This is a genomic window from Desulfothermus okinawensis JCM 13304 (genome assembly GCF_054654515.1).
In genome coordinates this window covers 1-15833 of record NZ_BAAIEW010000006.1, presented here as the reverse complement: position 1 = coordinate 15833, position 15833 = coordinate 1, and the positions used below count along the sequence as shown (strand labels likewise).

The following is a 15833-nucleotide window of genomic DNA, read 5'->3' as shown; positions in this document are numbered from 1 at the left end:
ATGAAGATCCAGATAAAAAAGATATATACACAATCCAGGGCCAGGGGCATACTTCTATCTGTAGTGGCGGTGCTCCTGGCCCTAAGTGTTAGTTCATTACTACTTGCCACCCTGGGGAAATCCCCTTTATCTGGAATAGTAATATTTCTAAAAAGTGGTTTTGGTTCATGGTACGCTTTTTTTGATTCCTTAAATAAGGCAATTCCACTCTTTATCTGTGCAATTGGTCTATCCATCGCATTTAAAATGCAAATATGGAACATAGGAGGAGAAGGACAATACGCCCTTGGTGCAATAGGGGCAACCTTTGTATATCTTCATTTTCCCAACCTTGCATGGTATTTTCTCCTTCCTCTTATGTTTATTTTATCTGCAATCTTAGGTGGGTTGTTTGGAGTTATCCCTGGTCTATTAAAGGTATATTTTGATGCAAATGAAATCATCACCACCTTGATGTTAAATTATGTGGGCATCTTTCTCATAGACTATTTGGTCTATGGGCCGTGGCAGGATCCAACATCCCTTGGTTTTCCAATGAGTGTTCAGTTTGGTGACAATGGAACCATATCTACTATTTTAAATACCCCTCTGTATAAGACCTTTTATCTCTGTATAATCCTTGGAATTTTATATAAAATATTTTTTCATACCACCAGGATTGGATATGAAATAAAGGTAAGCGGTGAAAATAAAAATGTAGCTAGGTATTCACATATTCCACGAAATAAGCTTATTATTTTTGTACTTTTCTTAAGTGGTGCCATTTGTGGGATAGCAGGTTTTACAGAGACCACATCCACTTTGGGTAGACTTCAACCCAGTGTTATTGCTGGTTATGGTTATAACGCAATAATCGTTGCATGGCTTGCCAGGCTATCAACTGTTGGCATGGGCATTTTTTCTTACTTTCTTGGTGCAATGCTAGTTGGTGTTGAGGGCCTTCAGCTTGAGATGCAAGTCCCTGAGGCATATGGTATGATTATCCAGGGAATGATCTTAATATTTGTTGTGAGTGTTCAATTCTTTGAAAGATACAAGATTGTTATAAAGAGAGAATAATATGGACCTTAATATAATTGTTGCAACAGCTGCTGCAACAATCCAGGCAGGGACCCCAATCCTCTATGCCACACTTGGAGAAATAGTAACAGAAAAAAGTGGGGTTCTGAACCTTGGAGTTGAGGGAATGATGTTAATTGGGGCGTTTTTTGGCTTTTTTATAACAAAGATAACAGGAAATCCTTACCTAGGAGTCTTAGGAGGAGGCATTGGAGCAGCAATCCTCGCCTCAATTCACGCAATAGCTGTGCTCTTTTTTCAGGCCAACCAGATTGTCTCTGGACTTGCTCTCACTATACTTGGCACTGGTCTTAGTAATTTCTGGGGCACCCCATTTGTGGGGGAAAAAACCACAGGCTTTCAAAAACTGAACCTTTCCCTTCTGTCACAAATTCCAATTATCGGCGATGTATTCTTTAAACAGGACATACTTGTATATCTCTCATATATTTTACCATTGGGTATATGGTTTTTACTCAACAAAACCAGGTGGGGACTTGAAATAAGGGCAGCAGGAGAATTTCCAGAAGGTGCCAGAACATCAGGTCTTAATGTGGGCATGTTGAGGTCTGCTGGAATTCTCATAGGGGGATTTCTATGTGGAATAGGAGGTGCATATCTGTCTTTGGCCTACACCCATATCTGGACAAATGGGTTGGTTGCTGGACGTGGTTGGATTGCAGTAGCCCTTGTTATATTTGCCTTTTGGGATCCCTTTAGGGCAGTAATAGGTGCATATCTTTTTGGGGGTATTATGGCGTTTCAACTACAACTCCAGGCAACAGGTACCAATATCCCTTCCTCAATTTTACTCATGCTGCCCTATATTTTAACTATATTGGTTTTAACCATTGCATCCAAAGCACATAAAGGTTCCTGGGGACCAATGGGGCTTGGGATCAATCTTGAGCCAAAGGATTAGGAGGAACAGGGTTTGAATGAGAGATATAAAAAAATCTTTCCAGTTACCTGGGATCAATTGCATCGTGATTCCAAGGCACTTGCATGGAAACTCATGGACATAAAAGAGTTCAAGGGCATAGTGGCCATAACAAGGGGAGGACTGGTACCTGCGGCAATAATTGCAAGGGAGCTTGAGATAAGGCTTGTGGATACTGTTTGCATAGCATCTTATGACTATCAAAAACAACAACAGATAAATGTATTAAAATCCATTGACATAAAGGATTCAGAAGATTGGCTCCTTATTGATGACCTTGTGGACACTGGTCAAACAGCAAAGACCATTAGAACAATGCTTCCAAAAAGCACCTTTGCAACAGTTTATGCCAAACCAGCTGGAAGGCCCCTTGTGGACATCTATATAACTGAAGTGAGTCAAGATACCTGGATTTTATTCCCATGGGATAGTGAGCCAAAATTTACTGAGCCAATAATAAAAAAGAGAAAACAATATGAATAAAAAGCTCCCCTTTGTCTCTCTTGTAAACATAACCAAAAAATTTGGAGACATTATTGCCAACAACGACATATCCCTGGATGTGTATAAAGGGGAAATCCTGGCCATTTTGGGAGAAAATGGAGCGGGAAAATCCACTCTCATGAAAATCCTGTCTGGAAATCTGTCACCTGATTCAGGTAAAATATTAATAGAAGGTAGAGAAAAAAAGATAAAATCTCCAAAACACTCCACTGAGCTTGGGATAGGAATGGTGCATCAACATTTCAAACTCATACCTGCCTTCACTGTGATGGAAAATATAGTCCTGGGAGACAGGTCTTATAAGATCTTTAAGGAACAAAAATTTATATCAAAAATAAAAAAACTATCAGATCTATATGGGCTCAAAATAGATCCACGGAAGAAAATAAAAGACCTATCAATGGGAGAGAGGCAACGGGTAGAAATATTAAAACTCTTGTATAAAGATGTGAAGCTCCTGATACTTGATGAACCCACAACTGTTCTTACACCAGTGGAAATAACAGGTCTATTTAACTCTTTAAAAAACATGAAAAAAGAAGGGAAAGCCATTATTTTTATCTCCCACAAGCTTGAAGAGGTCATGGAGATATCAGACGAAATAGCAATACTCAGGAAAGGAGAAATAATAGATAGGATAAAAACAGATAATGTATCATCTCCTGATGAGCTTGCAAAAAAAATGGTGGGGAAACAGGTTATTTTAGAAATAGAAAAAAAAGAGTCATCTTATAAAGAAGAGACTGTTTTAAAACTGGAAAATATAAAGGGAGAGACAATAAAAGATGTCTCCATTGAGGTAAAAAAAGGAGAAATACACGGGATTGTGGGAGTTGCAGGAAATGGACAAAGAGAGCTAATAGACATTGTCTATGGATTTAAAAGGCCCCTATCAGGTGAGATAAATATATTGGGGCTTAGATGGGAAGATTTTTATGAAAAAGGTCAGATGCTGGAAAGTATATCCTATATCCCGGAAGATAGAACCAATATGGGATGTTGCATGGAGCTAAGCATCTGGGAAAACTTCTTGCTCACCACAAGAAATATCTTCTCCAAGGGCGTGTTTGTAAAAAACAAACTAGCAAAAGACCATGCACTAAAATGGATGAAAAAATACAAAGTCCATCCCTTGGATATAAACTTAAAGGCAAGACAACTCTCAGGAGGCAATTTACAAAAGGTGGTTGTGGCACGGGAGCTCTTTAAAAGACCAAAACTGGTGATCGCTGAACAACCATCCCAGGGACTGGACATTGCAGCTACCAGGGAAGTATGGAAATATCTAGTTGATGCAAGACAGGATGCAGGGGTGTTGCTTTTAACTGGAGATTTAAAAGAGGCATTAACACTTGCAGATACCATTTCTGTGATATTTAAAGGGGAAATAATAATCACATTTAATGCCAGAGATAAAGAGAAAGTGGAGAATATTGGAATGTATATTGCCGGCATACGAGAATCAAAAAAAGATATACCCCTAGATCAATCTGCTCAGAGTTGAAATCACCCTGTCAGGAGTCAATCTTCTCATACAAGTTATATCACCATTACATGTTGGATTTCGTTTGCAGGGAGAACAGTCAAGTTTATCATATAAGACTACACCCTTTTCAAATTCTGTCTCCAAATAGGGACAGGTGGATCCAAATATTGCAATAGTGGGCTTTTGTAAAAGCATACCTGCATGGGTAAGTCCTGTATCCACTCCAATTATTGCAGTGGATTTCTCTATTACCCCAATGGATTCAGTTAGCCCAAGTTTTCCAACTAAATCAACTATTCCTGATAAATTAGGGAAAATCTTTTCCACCATGTGCCTGTCACCAGGACCTCCCAATAAAACTACTGTATATCCCATATTCCCTATGTGGTGAGCAAGCTCCATCCAATATTCATTAACCCAGAATTTCTGAGGCCTGGTGGTAAATGGACAAAATACAACAAACTTATCAGGGAGCTCTACGCCGGGAGATCCCGCTCCTATTCCCAGTTTAAAGTGTTTGCCAGGAATACCAAGAGAATCCAATAAGACCTTATACTCTGCGCCAATTCTTTTATCCAAAGAATTGGACAACACCTTATTTCTATATAAAAATTCTATCCCTTCCTTTGGATCAACCACTACCCTATTTTCACCTTTGCATAATAGAGCCCATATCCCGCTTTTCCATATACCCTGCAGATCTAAAATCAGTTTGTATTTATTTTTTCTAAGGATAGAGACAGTATCTTTTACCTCTTTTATAAATTCACTGATCCTGCCCTTTTTAAATAAATAGGACAGCTCTTTTCTCTTAATTGGAACTGTGAGATCAACATAAGGTGAACTCTCAACAAGTCCCTTATATTCTTCTTGAACCACCCATGTAACCTTAGACTTGGGAAAATGTTCTTTTATACATGGCAATATACCAGAGGCCATTATAATGTCGCCAATTGCAGAAAGCCTAAAAATTAATATGTTCAAGCAGCCTCCCTTTTTTTCAGCCTGTTTTTAAATTCCAGTTTCCAGAGAAATCCTATTAAGTTATCCCCAAAGGATATTGCCTTTCTTGGTATTTCAAATGGATCAACCCCTGGATAGACTGCACCTCTATAACAACTGACTCCGGTTTTATAACCAGCTTGTTTAACTAACTCTTTTACATCCTGGTTCAAACTTCCATAGGGATAACAAAAGTGTTGAAATGGGAATCCAAACATGTGTTCTAGCTCTATTTTGCTCCTTACAATTTCTTCACGTGCAACTTCATGGGAGACTTTGGCAAGCTTTACGTGGTTCCTACCATGTGATCCAAAATCAACTCCCCTATTTTTAAGTATTACTACCTGTTCTCTAGTCAAAAGGGGTGGATCATCTCGTCCTTCCCTTTTAAACCAGATTGCCCTTTTTCCTATGAGATTAGATAGAAGATATACAATAGAAGGGAAATTGTATTTGTTTAAAATAGGATATGCGTATCTATAGAAATTTGCATATCCATCGTCAAATGTAAGGACAACCATCCTTTTTTTTACATACCTACCATTTTCTATTATTTTTAATAAATCATTAATGGATATTACATGATATCCAAAAAACTTCAAAAACCACATCTGAGACTTAAATCTCTTCTGTCTGCAATATGTTGCTCTATGATATTTTATCTTACGAAATTCCCCCACTTGATGGTACATTAAAACTGAAATAGGCATATTTTTGTATTTTCCTTTGAAGAAATTACATTTTATTTAATAGATAGTTATATAAATGAATATACTCACTAACAATATGTTCTTTTGTATAATTTTTGAGCACATTTTTATAACCATTGTGTGAAATGTAATTTCTCAAATCTTCATCTAAAAGCACTTTTTTTATGGCAACATAAACACCCTTTTCATCTTCACAATCTGCCTGTATAACGTCTTCTAAATCTTTGGTTATCTCCCTAGCACCCCTAAATCTTGTACATACAACTGGCTTTTTATGTGCCCATGCCTCTAAAATCACGTTTCCCAAGGTTTCCTGTTCCATTGAGGGAAAAACCACAAGATCTGACAATTGGTAATATAAAGACATATCTGACTTCCATCCTGGCCAAACTAAGTATTTATCTATTTTAAGGGAACTGGCTAGGACAAATAGTTTTGGTTTTAATGGACCATTCCCAAGTAATACAACCTTAAAGCTCCTTTTAATATCTCTATCTTGAGCCAGAAAATATATTGCCTTTAAAAGTGTCTCATGACCTTTAACAGGGACAAATCGAGCTGGATGTACGATGACAAAGTCCTCTTTGGATATATTCAGCTCATCCTTGATTCTTAAAATCTGCTCATTGGGACAAGGTTTAGGCAGATCTACGAAATTGGTCAAATAAAAGACCTTTTCCTTTGGAAAGCCATTTTTAATAAGGTAGTCGCAAATACCTTTTGTATTCCCAATCCACACATGGGCATGTCTAAAGGCCTTAAGGGAATAATACCCACCCAGTCTGGCGATGTGAACATATTTCCCAGGATCCACATGGGTAAGCCTTGTGGCCCTGCTCATGTAAGTCTGCACTATTTGAGGTTTTAATCTTTTAATAAGATTTGATATGCTAAACTTTGAGATGGGATCCCACACAGTGAAGAAGGGAAGTGTAAATGATTTTACACCATCTATCACCCCTTCTAAATCACTTCCCTTCCTAACTCCCCTATAAGTCTCAACTCCTTTTTCCCCAAGTGCACTGGTAAATCTAAAAAACCAGTTTTCAGCTCCTCCAAGGGTCTTACTCCCAATTAAATGTAATGTCTTCATGGGAAAAACCGCCGCAAAAACCTATCCTTATCCAACGTGCATCCTCACATAGTACATGCGACCCTGGCGAACAACAACCAACATGACCCTTTTCTCTAACCTGTATCTTATATAAGCACGGAAAAAATTCTGTTTTTTCTTTAGCCCAATAACGCCTATTCTATAAATAAAGTCCCCAGGCCTGAGGCCTAAGTCTGATGCAGGGCTATTTGGATACACCTGTGTAACCACTATGTGATCCTTTTTAAATTTTCCCCAAAATCCCCATTTTCTCTTTATAAATCTGGATGCCATATCAAAAGTAAAATGTACCGGGGTGAGAGGAGATGTCTCATAGAATTTTCCTTCTCTATACAGGCGAATCTTTAACTTTGATTCAGATGTGGTATTTAGCAGATATCTAATATAGTCTTCTTTATCCTCTATTGCCACTTCGTTTATGGACAATATAACATCTCCGGGCTTAATACCTTCTCTTTCTGCAGGTAAGGACTTAACCACTTCAGTTACCAGAAATCCCCGTGGAGATCTTAGCCTTAAATAAGATGCAATTTGAGGATCTACGTCCTGTCCAAAAATCCCCAGCCAAACAGGTTGCACTTTACCATAGTGTATTAATTCAAATATTACATTTTTTGCCTTGTCTATTGGTATGGCAAATCCAATTCCCTGGGCTTTTGCATAAATTGCAGTATTAATTCCTATCACTTCACCCAGGATATTTAAAAGGGGTCCACCACTATTACCAGGATTAATGGCTGCATCTGTTTGGATAAAACCAAAATAAGTGCCCTGTTTTGTCCTGATTGACCTATTTAGAGCAGATACAACACCAGTTGTAACTGTATGACTAAAACCATAGGGGTTTCCTATTGCTATCACTGTCTCACCTACCATTAGGTCTCTGGATGTTCCCATTTTTGCCTGGGGTAGTTTCCCTGTGCCCTTTAATTTTAAAAGGGCTATATCAAAATCAGGGTCACTCCCAATCAAATCTGCTTTGAACTCCCTACCATCTAATAACTTCACCTTAATGTCAGATGCCCCCATAATTACATGGGCATTGGTAAGTACCAGCCTTCTACTGCCATCAATAATAACCCCTGATCCAAGGCTCTGTTCCAGAAATTTTTGCTTATATCCTGGAAAAATATCCCCAAAAAATGGAGAAAAGAACTCATCCCCAAAAAAATCCCTGAATGGATTTGAATACCTCTCAACCACCTTTGCTGCCTTTATGTTAACAACAGCAGGAGCAGTTTTTTCAACTGCCTGGACAACCAAATTCCTTCTAATCTCTAATCCACTTTTTGCAAACACACTGTGTGAGAACAACAAAAAGAGTGTTAACATAACCAGAGTAATTTGTTTTTTCATAATAAGCACTCCTTAAATTTTTCTATCTGCTTATTCCATTAACTCCGAAGTCTCAAGCTTTGATGTGTCTGTGTATGTAATTTGTGTCTGTGGGTACTATTCGCCCTTCTACCTTCACCCTTCATCCTTCTACCTTTCACTATTCACTACTCACTAATTACTAATCACTTTCTCCATAACCCAATCAATAAGCGGAGCTAAAGAAATAGGCAGATTTTTCTAAATAAAAAAAGCTCAGGACAAATCCTGAGCTTAAAGGATTAGCCGCTAAAATTCAATTTTTTTCATTGGAATAAGAAGGTAGATACTCTGTGACAAAAAACAACAAAAATTAACATCTTATTTCAGACATTTCTTCTACTAACATTCCATTTATCCATAACTCTGCTTCGCTTAAATCTAGTTCTTCATTCCAACTTATCCCATAACCTCCTGGATCGACCTTTACATTCTTAAACAATACATCGTCTTCTAATGGTCGAAATACCTCGTGGGATAGGAGAGAAACGCAATTATATATCTTTTTCACATGGTTATCAAAAATAACCAATAATTTTTTTCCTTCTAGGGGTTGTACATATTTAATCTTTGGAAACATTTTTTCTCCTCCTTATTCTAAGCCTGGAAGTTTTTTGAATTTTTGCGTCTTCCACAATTCCATCAATTCATCTTTATACATCATACCCCATTCTTTTATCATACTTTGAGCTCTATTTGGCAGGTCGCCCTCAATCATTTCTAATGTCTCTATACTAAAAACACCATTATATTCACCGTATAATGCATGGAAATGAGGAATCCCGTGATCTTTAAAATACATCTTTATTATTATACCGTAAAACCTAGCTATAATGGGCATATCGTTTCCCCAATTAATAACTTTATCTGCTTATTCCACTAACTCCGAAGTCTCAAGCTTTGATGTGTCTGTGTATGTAATTTGTGTCTGTGGATACTATTCGCCCTTCTACCTTCACCCTTCATCCTTCTACCTTTCACTATTCACTAATCACTAATTACTTAATCACTTTCTCCATAACCCAATCAATAAGCGGAGCTAAAGAAATAGGCATATAACTTTACAACTGCATCTCCCTGAGACGTCTTATCCTGTCCTCAATTGGTGGATGGGTACTAAATAGCTTTACAAAAGAATTGGCTTTAAATGGATTTACAATAAACATATGCGCTGTTGATGGATTCCCCACCCTCATTGGTATCCTATGTGCGTATGCATCTAATTTTTCCAGGGCGCTTGCAAGATAATGGGGATTCTCACACAGCTTTGCCCCTGTCTCATCTGCAAGATATTCCCTGGACCTTGAAATTGCCAGTTGAATAAGCATAGCTGCAATAGGTGCTATGATTGCCAAAATAATAGCTAAAAATGGATTTGAGTCATCGTCATCACTTCCAAAACCAAAAATCATGGACCATTTCACCATGTCTGAGATAAACATTATAACACCTGCCAGGGTTGCAGCTATTGTCTGGATCAAAATATCTCTGTTTTTAATATGTCCTATTTCATGGGCAAGTACACCCATTAGCTCTTCAGGGGTAAGGAGTTCCATTATACCTTCAGTCACTGCAACAACCCCACTACTTGGTCCTCGTCCTGTTGCAAATGCATTTGGTTGCTCAGATGGGATAATATACACCTTTGGTTTTGGAATACCTGCCCTTTTTGCCAATTCTTCTACAATCTCATGGAGCATGGGGGCCTCGTGGTAGTCCACCTCCCTTGCCCTATACATTGCCAATACTATTTTATCAGAAAACCAATAACTTCCAACATTCATCAAAATAGCAAAGAAAAAGGCAATATATAATCCTGTACTCCCTCCTAGCATCTTTCCAAAAAGCAGGATTAGGGCAGTTAAAATCCCCAAAAAAAGCCCTGTTTTTATTTGATTTTTCATATTTTCTTCCTCCTGTAAAATTTTTTTATTCTTCAAACTGGATATGGATTTTTATATCTTCTACCTGAACGGGTTTTTTAGGTAGCTTAACAACTAAGATCCCCACATCTAAAGATGCAGAAATCCCCTCTACATCAATGTCCTTTGGCAAACAAAACTTTCTTACGAAGGGTCCATAAGATCTCTCCAGAATCATATATGAACAGGTAGGAGTTTCTTTAATTAACCTTTTTATGCCACAAATTACCAATTCATCTCCCTTTAATTCAATTTGAATGTCCTCTTTTTCAACACCTGGCACTTCCATTTGAATTACGTAAAACTTTTCAGTTTCATACACATCAGTGGCTGGTTCCCAGGTGCCAGATGGTGACTCATTCTTTCTTGAAAAGACATCAAATGTATATTCCATAACCTTATCCACCCTTTTTTTCATATCCTGGATCTCTAAAAATAGATTCGAAGACAAATAGTTAAAAGAACCCATTTTACTCTCCCATTTTTTCCTCTTTTAGTTAATAGAATTTGTAATTAGTTTATTTAAAAAGTCAACTCTTGTCACCCAAGTTAACCTTTGACATAAACATATCAATAGGGCTATATTTCCTTTTTCAATTAACTACCTCAAGGAGAAATTGTCATGCAAGAATTTCCAAGGATGAAGAGGCTGCCTCCATATGTTTTTTCCATAGTAAATGAGCTTAAAATGAAATTAAGGAGGCAGGGAGAAGATATAATTGATCTCGGGATGGGAAATCCAGATATTGCCACCCCAAAACATATAGTAGATAAATTGGTAGAAGCAGCTCAAAAACCAACAAATCACAGATATTCAGCATCAAGGGGTATACCAAATTTAAGAAAGGCCATAGCCGGTTGGTATAAAAGAAGATATAATGTGGACATTGATCCTGAGACCGAAGCAGTTGTAACAATAGGGGCAAAAGAAGGGCTCTCACACCTTGCCCTTGTAATGCTTAGCCCCGGTGAAGTGGTATTTGTGCCTGACCCTACTTATCCTATACATACATACAGTGCAATTATTGCAGGAGCTGATGTCAGGAGAATTCCAATATCCCCCGAAAGAGATTTTTTTGAAGACCTTTTAACAGCCACAAAACAGACCTGGCCACAGCCCAAATTGCTTATAATATCTTATCCGCACAATCCTACTACAGTAATAGTTGATCTGGATTTTTTCCAGAAAATAGTGGACTTTGCCAAAGAACACAATATCTTTGTAATTCATGACTTTGCATATGCTGACCTTGCATTTGATGGATATACACCACCCAGCTTTTTACAGGCAAAAGGTGCAAAGGATGTTGGTGTTGAATTTTTCTCAATGTCAAAGAGCTATTCAATGGCAGGTTGGAGAGTGGGATTTTGTTGTGGAAACAAACAAATGGTACATGCACTCACAAGGATAAAGAGTTACTTAGATTATGGAATTTTTCAACCAATACAAATAGCCTCAATTATTGCTCTAAATGGTGATCAGAGCTGTGTTGGAGAAATTGTAGAAGAATACCGAATAAGAAGAGATACCCTGATTCAGGGCCTAAACAGGATTGGATGGGAAACACCACCACCTAAGGCCACAATGTTTGTATGGGCCAAGATACCTGAAAAGTTTCAAAAAATGGGTTCTGTTGAGTTTTCAAAGCTCCTGTTAAATGAGTGTAAAGTCGCTGTATCACCTGGTCTGGGATTTGGACATTTTGGGGACAACTATGTGCGTTTTGCACTTGTTGAAAATAGACATAGGATTAATCAGGCTGTCCGCGGCTTAAAGAAGATATTTTAGTTAAGAATATTTCAGGGAGAAAATATGGATTCTATAAATATTGCCATTGCAGGTTTTGGAACTGTTGGTACAGGACTTACTAAACTAATCCTTGGAAATAATGAAATCATAGAAAGGCGCATTGGAAAAAAAATAAAAATAAAAACTATTTTGGTTAAAGACATAAATAAAAAAAGGGACTTCCTGCCCCCAGAGGATGTTAAGTTCACTGACAGAGTAGAAGATATTATTGACGACCCAGAAATTCACATAGTGGTTGAACTAATTGGAGGAACCCATATAGCAAAAGATCTCATAAAAAAATCTATTCTGGCAAAAAAACATGTTGTCACAGCCAACAAGGCAGTGTTAGCGGAAATGGGCAGAGAGCTATTTCAACTGGCAAGACTCCAGAATACTGCACTCTATTTTGAAGCAAGTGTTGGAGGTGGTATACCAATAGTTCAGACATTAAAAGAAAACCTATCAGGAAATAAAATCATCTCAATTACCGGTATCTTAAATGGTACAGCAAATTTTATTTTATCTAAAATGTCCCAGGAAAAACTTTCCTTTGAAAAAGCCCTTAAAATTGCCCAGGAAAAGGGATATGCAGAAGCAGATCCAACCCTTGATATCGAGGGAGTTGATGCTGCCCATAAACTTGTCATCCTGATTATGCTTGCATATGGTAAAAACTTTCCCCTGGAAAAGCTTACCATTGAAGGGATTTCCAACACAGACCCATATGACATCAAAATGGCAGAGGAATTTGGATACACCATAAAGTTAATAGCAAAAGTAAAGGAGAGAAGTGGAGACTTACAGGCAGGTGTTTATCCTGTGCTCATACCTAAGAAACACATCTTAGCAAAGGTTGACGGACCGTTTAATGCTATTTTAATTGAAGGAAACGGGGTTGGACCAATTATGTTGTATGGTCAGGGGGCAGGTGATCTTCCAACTGGAAGTGCTGTACTATCTGACATCATGGCAATAATAAGATCTAATTCATACAATAATACTGGCTTTTACAGCGATGAAATAGAGGATGCTACTATTTTGGAAGATAAATACACATCCTGCTGTCACTATTTTAGATTCCAGGTTGAAGATAGGCCGGGTGTTTTGGCGATACTTGCAGGAATTATGGGGGAGAGGAATATAAGCATTGCCCAAGTGGTACAAAGGCAGGAAAAGATAGGTAAATATGTGCCAGTTGTATTTTTGACCCATAGGGCACAGATAAAAAATATAAAAGATGCAATAGAAGAGATAGATAGACTTTCATTTGTAATGCCAGGGACAAGACACTACAGGATTCTCAATTAATATAGATAGAATATAAAAATGGGAAAGTATCTGATAATTGGAATTGGTGGACTTTTAGGTGCTGTTTTAAGGTATATAGTAAGTGGAATAATACCAGTTAAGTTTGGTATCCCCACTGGTACACTTACAGTAAATCTTATAGGTAGTTTTTTTCTTGGTTTTTTAATGTATACATCCATGTTTATATATCTGCCACCAGAATATAAACTCCTATTTGGCACTGGATTTTGTGGTGCTCTCACCACATTTTCCACATTTGCATTTGAGACATTTACCCTTATTGAAGAAGGATTAATATTAAAAGCCATGTTCAATATTTTTATAAATGTATTGGGATGTCTTATATTAATCTATCTGGGCAGGATGGTTGCCCTGGCACTATTTAGATAAAGTAAATTTTATGATGAAGGCAAAATTACTCAAAGTATATGTAAAAGAAGGTGATAAATACAAAGGATCGCCAATATATAAATACCTTTTAGAATTTTTACAATCAAAAGGTATTGGAGGAGCCACTGTATACAAGGGGATATGCGGCTACGGAGTTAGAGGGGTCTCTGAATTTGACATATTCAGGCTATCTATGGACCTTCCCCTTGTAATTGAGTGTATTGATGAGGAAGAAAAAATAGAGCCACTACTTCCTGAAATATATAATATTGTACAGGACAATGGACTCATAATTATAAGCGATTGCCTTGTACACAAAGGAAAAAAAGACTCATAACCCCATGTGGAGCATATCATGAAGCTTGCATTTTTAATAGCAGATGGAATGGGAGACTATCCTTTAAAAGAACTAGAGGGACTTACACCCTTGCAAAAGGCAAACACGCCAAATATGGATAATTTGGCAAAAATAGGAAAAGTTGGCCTTTGCAGGACAATCCCTGAGCACATGGAGCCAGGATCAGATATAGCAAATATGGCAATATTGGGCTTTGATCCAACCTTATACCACACTGGGAGAGGTCCAATTGAGGCTGCAGCACTAAAAGTAGATACTCAAGAAGACGACATAATCTTTAGAATGAATCTTGTGACTGTATCAGAATTTTCTGAAAATGGAATAATGATTGACTACAGTGCTGGACATATATCAAGTGAAGAGGCCAATAAAATAGTTTCTGCTTTAAAGGAAAAATTAGAAGACAAAACATGGAAGATAGTTCCAGGTTTTCAGTACCGTCATTTGCTCATTAAAAGACATGGGAAAGATACATCTTTAGATAGAATTAAAATAAATCCTCCACATGATATTTTAGATAAATCAATAAAAGATGATGTTCTAACATATAAAAATGAAAAGGAGTTGTATAAGTTAATAAGTGAAGCAGCCCAAATCTTAGAAACCCATTTCCCAGACTCCAAGGCAAATTGCATATGGCCATGGGGACAGGGTAGGAGGCTTAAGCTACCAGATTTTTATAACACATATGGACTAAAGGGGGCTGTGATATCTGCAGTGGATCTTATAAAGGGACTGGGATATGCAGCTAATATGGAGGTAATAGATATAGAAGGGGCAACAGGACTTATTGATACCAATTATGAGGGAAAGGCAAGGGCAGCTATAGATTTTCTTGGAGAAAATGATTTTGTGTTTGTGCATCTAGAAGGTCCTGACGAATGCAGCCATGCTGGGGATATAAAATGTAAAATAGAGGCAATAGAGAGATTTGATAAACACATTGTGGGACCAATATGTGATTTTTTGAAGTCAAAAAAAGGAGGAGTCTTAATTTGTTGTGACCACTTGACCCCAGTATATAAACGCACGCATGTTAAAGACCCTGTCCCTGTACTTTTTGTTGATTTTAAAGAACCAAAAGTGGATAAAAATGGTGCATTTTCAGAAGCTAACGCCAAAAATACAGGTATATTTATAGAGAGGGGAGAAGAGCTCATAACCTGGATCCTTGGAGAAATTAAAAAATGAAAAAAATAGGAGAATTTCCAGAGCCAGAGGTTACGTGGGAGCATAGGGTATCCTATGGTGAGACCGATGGAATGAAAGTGGTCTATTATGGCAATTATTTTCACTGGTTTGAGCAGGCCAGAAGCCATTTTTTAAGGGAGTTAGGTCATAGTTACCTTGAGATAGAAAAAAAAGGTATATTTTTACCTGTAATTGAGGCCCATTGTAACTATTTAGGACCAGCAAGATATGAGGATTTAGTTGCAGTTAGATGTGGAATAAGAGAGTGGGGTAAGGCTTCTTTAAAATTTGTGTATGAGATCTATAACAGGACACATGACAACAAAAAAATCACAACAGGTTGGACCAAGCATCCATGTGTTGATATAAATGGCAAGATAGTAAAAGTGCCTGACTGGCTCATTGAAATGGTACAAAAGAAGACCTGAGTAAATGGTTGCACCTCAAGCTTTTTTAAAATAATAGGCGAGTTTACTTACGGCCATTGGGAGAGTTTAGGTGTGCTTTTGAAAAGCTGCTTTCTGTATAGGCTAAGAACCCAATATTTAGAGCATACCTTGATTTTTTTGTAGTGATTATTATACAGTACTCTTTATGAGCCTGTAACATAATCTGTGTAAATCCTTTTGTAGTCTTAATACTATTGAACTACATTTTTAATCCTGTCCTCAAAAAATATATAC

At 37.5% G+C, this 15833-nt stretch carries 18 protein-coding genes; 10 read left to right on the top strand and 8 right to left on the bottom strand.

Annotation, left to right across the window (positions count from 1 at the left end):
- From ACYQ0O_RS03545 to ACYQ0O_RS03530, 4 genes are read left to right on the top strand one after another with little or no spacing between them, the layout of a single operon-like run.
- Window positions 1-1059 carry an ABC transporter permease gene (locus ACYQ0O_RS03545; protein ID WP_459890700.1) on the top strand — a complete coding sequence of 353 codons (1059 nt, stop codon included), beginning with the start codon at window positions 1-3 and terminating at the stop codon, window positions 1057-1059.
- Window position 1060: 1 nt separating this feature from the next.
- Window positions 1061-1981, top strand: a complete 921-nt coding sequence (locus tag ACYQ0O_RS03540) for an ABC transporter permease (RefSeq protein ID WP_459890698.1) — start codon at window positions 1061-1063, stop codon at window positions 1979-1981.
- A 12-nt stretch (window positions 1982-1993) separates the two neighbouring features.
- Window positions 1994-2482 (top strand): xanthine phosphoribosyltransferase, encoded by a 489-nt coding sequence (gene gpt, locus ACYQ0O_RS03535; RefSeq protein WP_459890696.1) that lies wholly within the window; start codon window positions 1994-1996, stop codon window positions 2480-2482.
- Window positions 2475-4007, top strand: a complete 1533-nt coding sequence (locus tag ACYQ0O_RS03530) for an ABC transporter ATP-binding protein (protein WP_459890694.1) — start codon at window positions 2475-2477, stop codon at window positions 4005-4007. Before gpt ends, ACYQ0O_RS03530 begins: the two co-directional genes overlap by 8 nt.
- Here ACYQ0O_RS03530 and ACYQ0O_RS03525 read toward each other — a convergent pair.
- The 8 genes from ACYQ0O_RS03525 to ACYQ0O_RS03490 form a co-directional block, all read right to left on the bottom strand.
- Window positions 3984-4973, bottom strand: a complete 990-nt coding sequence (locus tag ACYQ0O_RS03525) for a glycosyltransferase family 9 protein (RefSeq protein WP_459890692.1) — start codon at window positions 4971-4973, stop codon at window positions 3984-3986. The two genes, ACYQ0O_RS03530 and ACYQ0O_RS03525, sit on opposite strands and share 24 nt — an antisense overlap.
- Entirely contained in the window at window positions 4970-5701 is a 732-nt protein-coding gene (locus tag ACYQ0O_RS03520; protein ID WP_459890690.1) for a polysaccharide deacetylase family protein, read from the bottom strand. The genes ACYQ0O_RS03525 and ACYQ0O_RS03520 overlap by 4 nt, the downstream gene beginning before the upstream one ends.
- Before the next feature lie 25 nt (window positions 5702-5726).
- The gene (locus ACYQ0O_RS03515) at window positions 5727-6794 is read right to left on the bottom strand and encodes a glycosyltransferase (RefSeq protein ID WP_459890688.1); all 1068 of its coding nucleotides are present in this window, start codon (window positions 6792-6794) and stop codon (window positions 5727-5729) included.
- A gap of 27 nt (window positions 6795-6821) precedes the next feature.
- Window positions 6822-8171: a trypsin-like peptidase domain-containing protein gene (locus ACYQ0O_RS03510; protein WP_459890686.1), complete on the bottom strand. Its 1350-nt coding sequence runs from the start codon at window positions 8169-8171 to the stop codon at window positions 6822-6824.
- A gap of 331 nt (window positions 8172-8502) precedes the next feature.
- Window positions 8503-8769 carry a DUF2442 domain-containing protein gene (locus tag ACYQ0O_RS03505; protein ID WP_459890684.1) on the bottom strand — a complete coding sequence of 89 codons (267 nt, stop codon included), beginning with the start codon at window positions 8767-8769 and terminating at the stop codon, window positions 8503-8505.
- Window positions 8770-8781: 12 nt separating this feature from the next.
- Window positions 8782-9030 (bottom strand): DUF4160 domain-containing protein, encoded by a 249-nt coding sequence (locus ACYQ0O_RS03500; protein ID WP_459890682.1) that lies wholly within the window; start codon window positions 9028-9030, stop codon window positions 8782-8784.
- A gap of 220 nt (window positions 9031-9250) precedes the next feature.
- On the bottom strand, window positions 9251-10093 hold the full coding sequence (gene htpX / locus ACYQ0O_RS03495) for a zinc metalloprotease HtpX (protein ID WP_459890680.1): 843 nt from the start codon (window positions 10091-10093) through the stop codon (window positions 9251-9253).
- A 25-nt stretch (window positions 10094-10118) separates the two neighbouring features.
- Window positions 10119-10580, bottom strand: coding sequence for an Hsp20/alpha crystallin family protein (locus ACYQ0O_RS03490; RefSeq protein ID WP_459890678.1), 462 nt, complete (start codon window positions 10578-10580; stop codon window positions 10119-10121).
- A 153-nt stretch (window positions 10581-10733) separates the two neighbouring features.
- On the opposite strand from ACYQ0O_RS03490, the gene alaC reads away from it, so the two are divergent.
- From alaC to ACYQ0O_RS03460, 6 genes are read left to right on the top strand one after another with little or no spacing between them, the layout of a single operon-like run.
- Window positions 10734-11900 (top strand): alanine transaminase, encoded by a 1167-nt coding sequence (gene alaC, locus ACYQ0O_RS03485; protein ID WP_459890676.1) that lies wholly within the window; start codon window positions 10734-10736, stop codon window positions 11898-11900.
- A gap of 24 nt (window positions 11901-11924) precedes the next feature.
- Complete coding sequence (locus ACYQ0O_RS03480; RefSeq protein ID WP_459890674.1) at window positions 11925-13211, top strand: homoserine dehydrogenase; 1287 nt, start codon at window positions 11925-11927, stop codon at window positions 13209-13211.
- Window positions 13212-13229: 18 nt separating this feature from the next.
- Window positions 13230-13601: a fluoride efflux transporter CrcB gene (gene crcB / locus ACYQ0O_RS03475; RefSeq protein WP_459890672.1), complete on the top strand. Its 372-nt coding sequence runs from the start codon at window positions 13230-13232 to the stop codon at window positions 13599-13601.
- A 10-nt stretch (window positions 13602-13611) separates the two neighbouring features.
- Window positions 13612-13938 (top strand): DUF190 domain-containing protein, encoded by a 327-nt coding sequence (locus ACYQ0O_RS03470; protein ID WP_459890670.1) that lies wholly within the window; start codon window positions 13612-13614, stop codon window positions 13936-13938.
- An 18-nt stretch (window positions 13939-13956) separates the two neighbouring features.
- The gene (locus tag ACYQ0O_RS03465) at window positions 13957-15150 is read left to right on the top strand and encodes a cofactor-independent phosphoglycerate mutase (RefSeq protein WP_459890668.1); all 1194 of its coding nucleotides are present in this window, start codon (window positions 13957-13959) and stop codon (window positions 15148-15150) included.
- Window positions 15147-15578 (top strand): acyl-CoA thioesterase, encoded by a 432-nt coding sequence (locus tag ACYQ0O_RS03460; protein WP_459890666.1) that lies wholly within the window; start codon window positions 15147-15149, stop codon window positions 15576-15578. The genes ACYQ0O_RS03465 and ACYQ0O_RS03460 overlap by 4 nt, the downstream gene beginning before the upstream one ends.
- Window positions 15579-15833 lie beyond the last annotated feature (255 nt).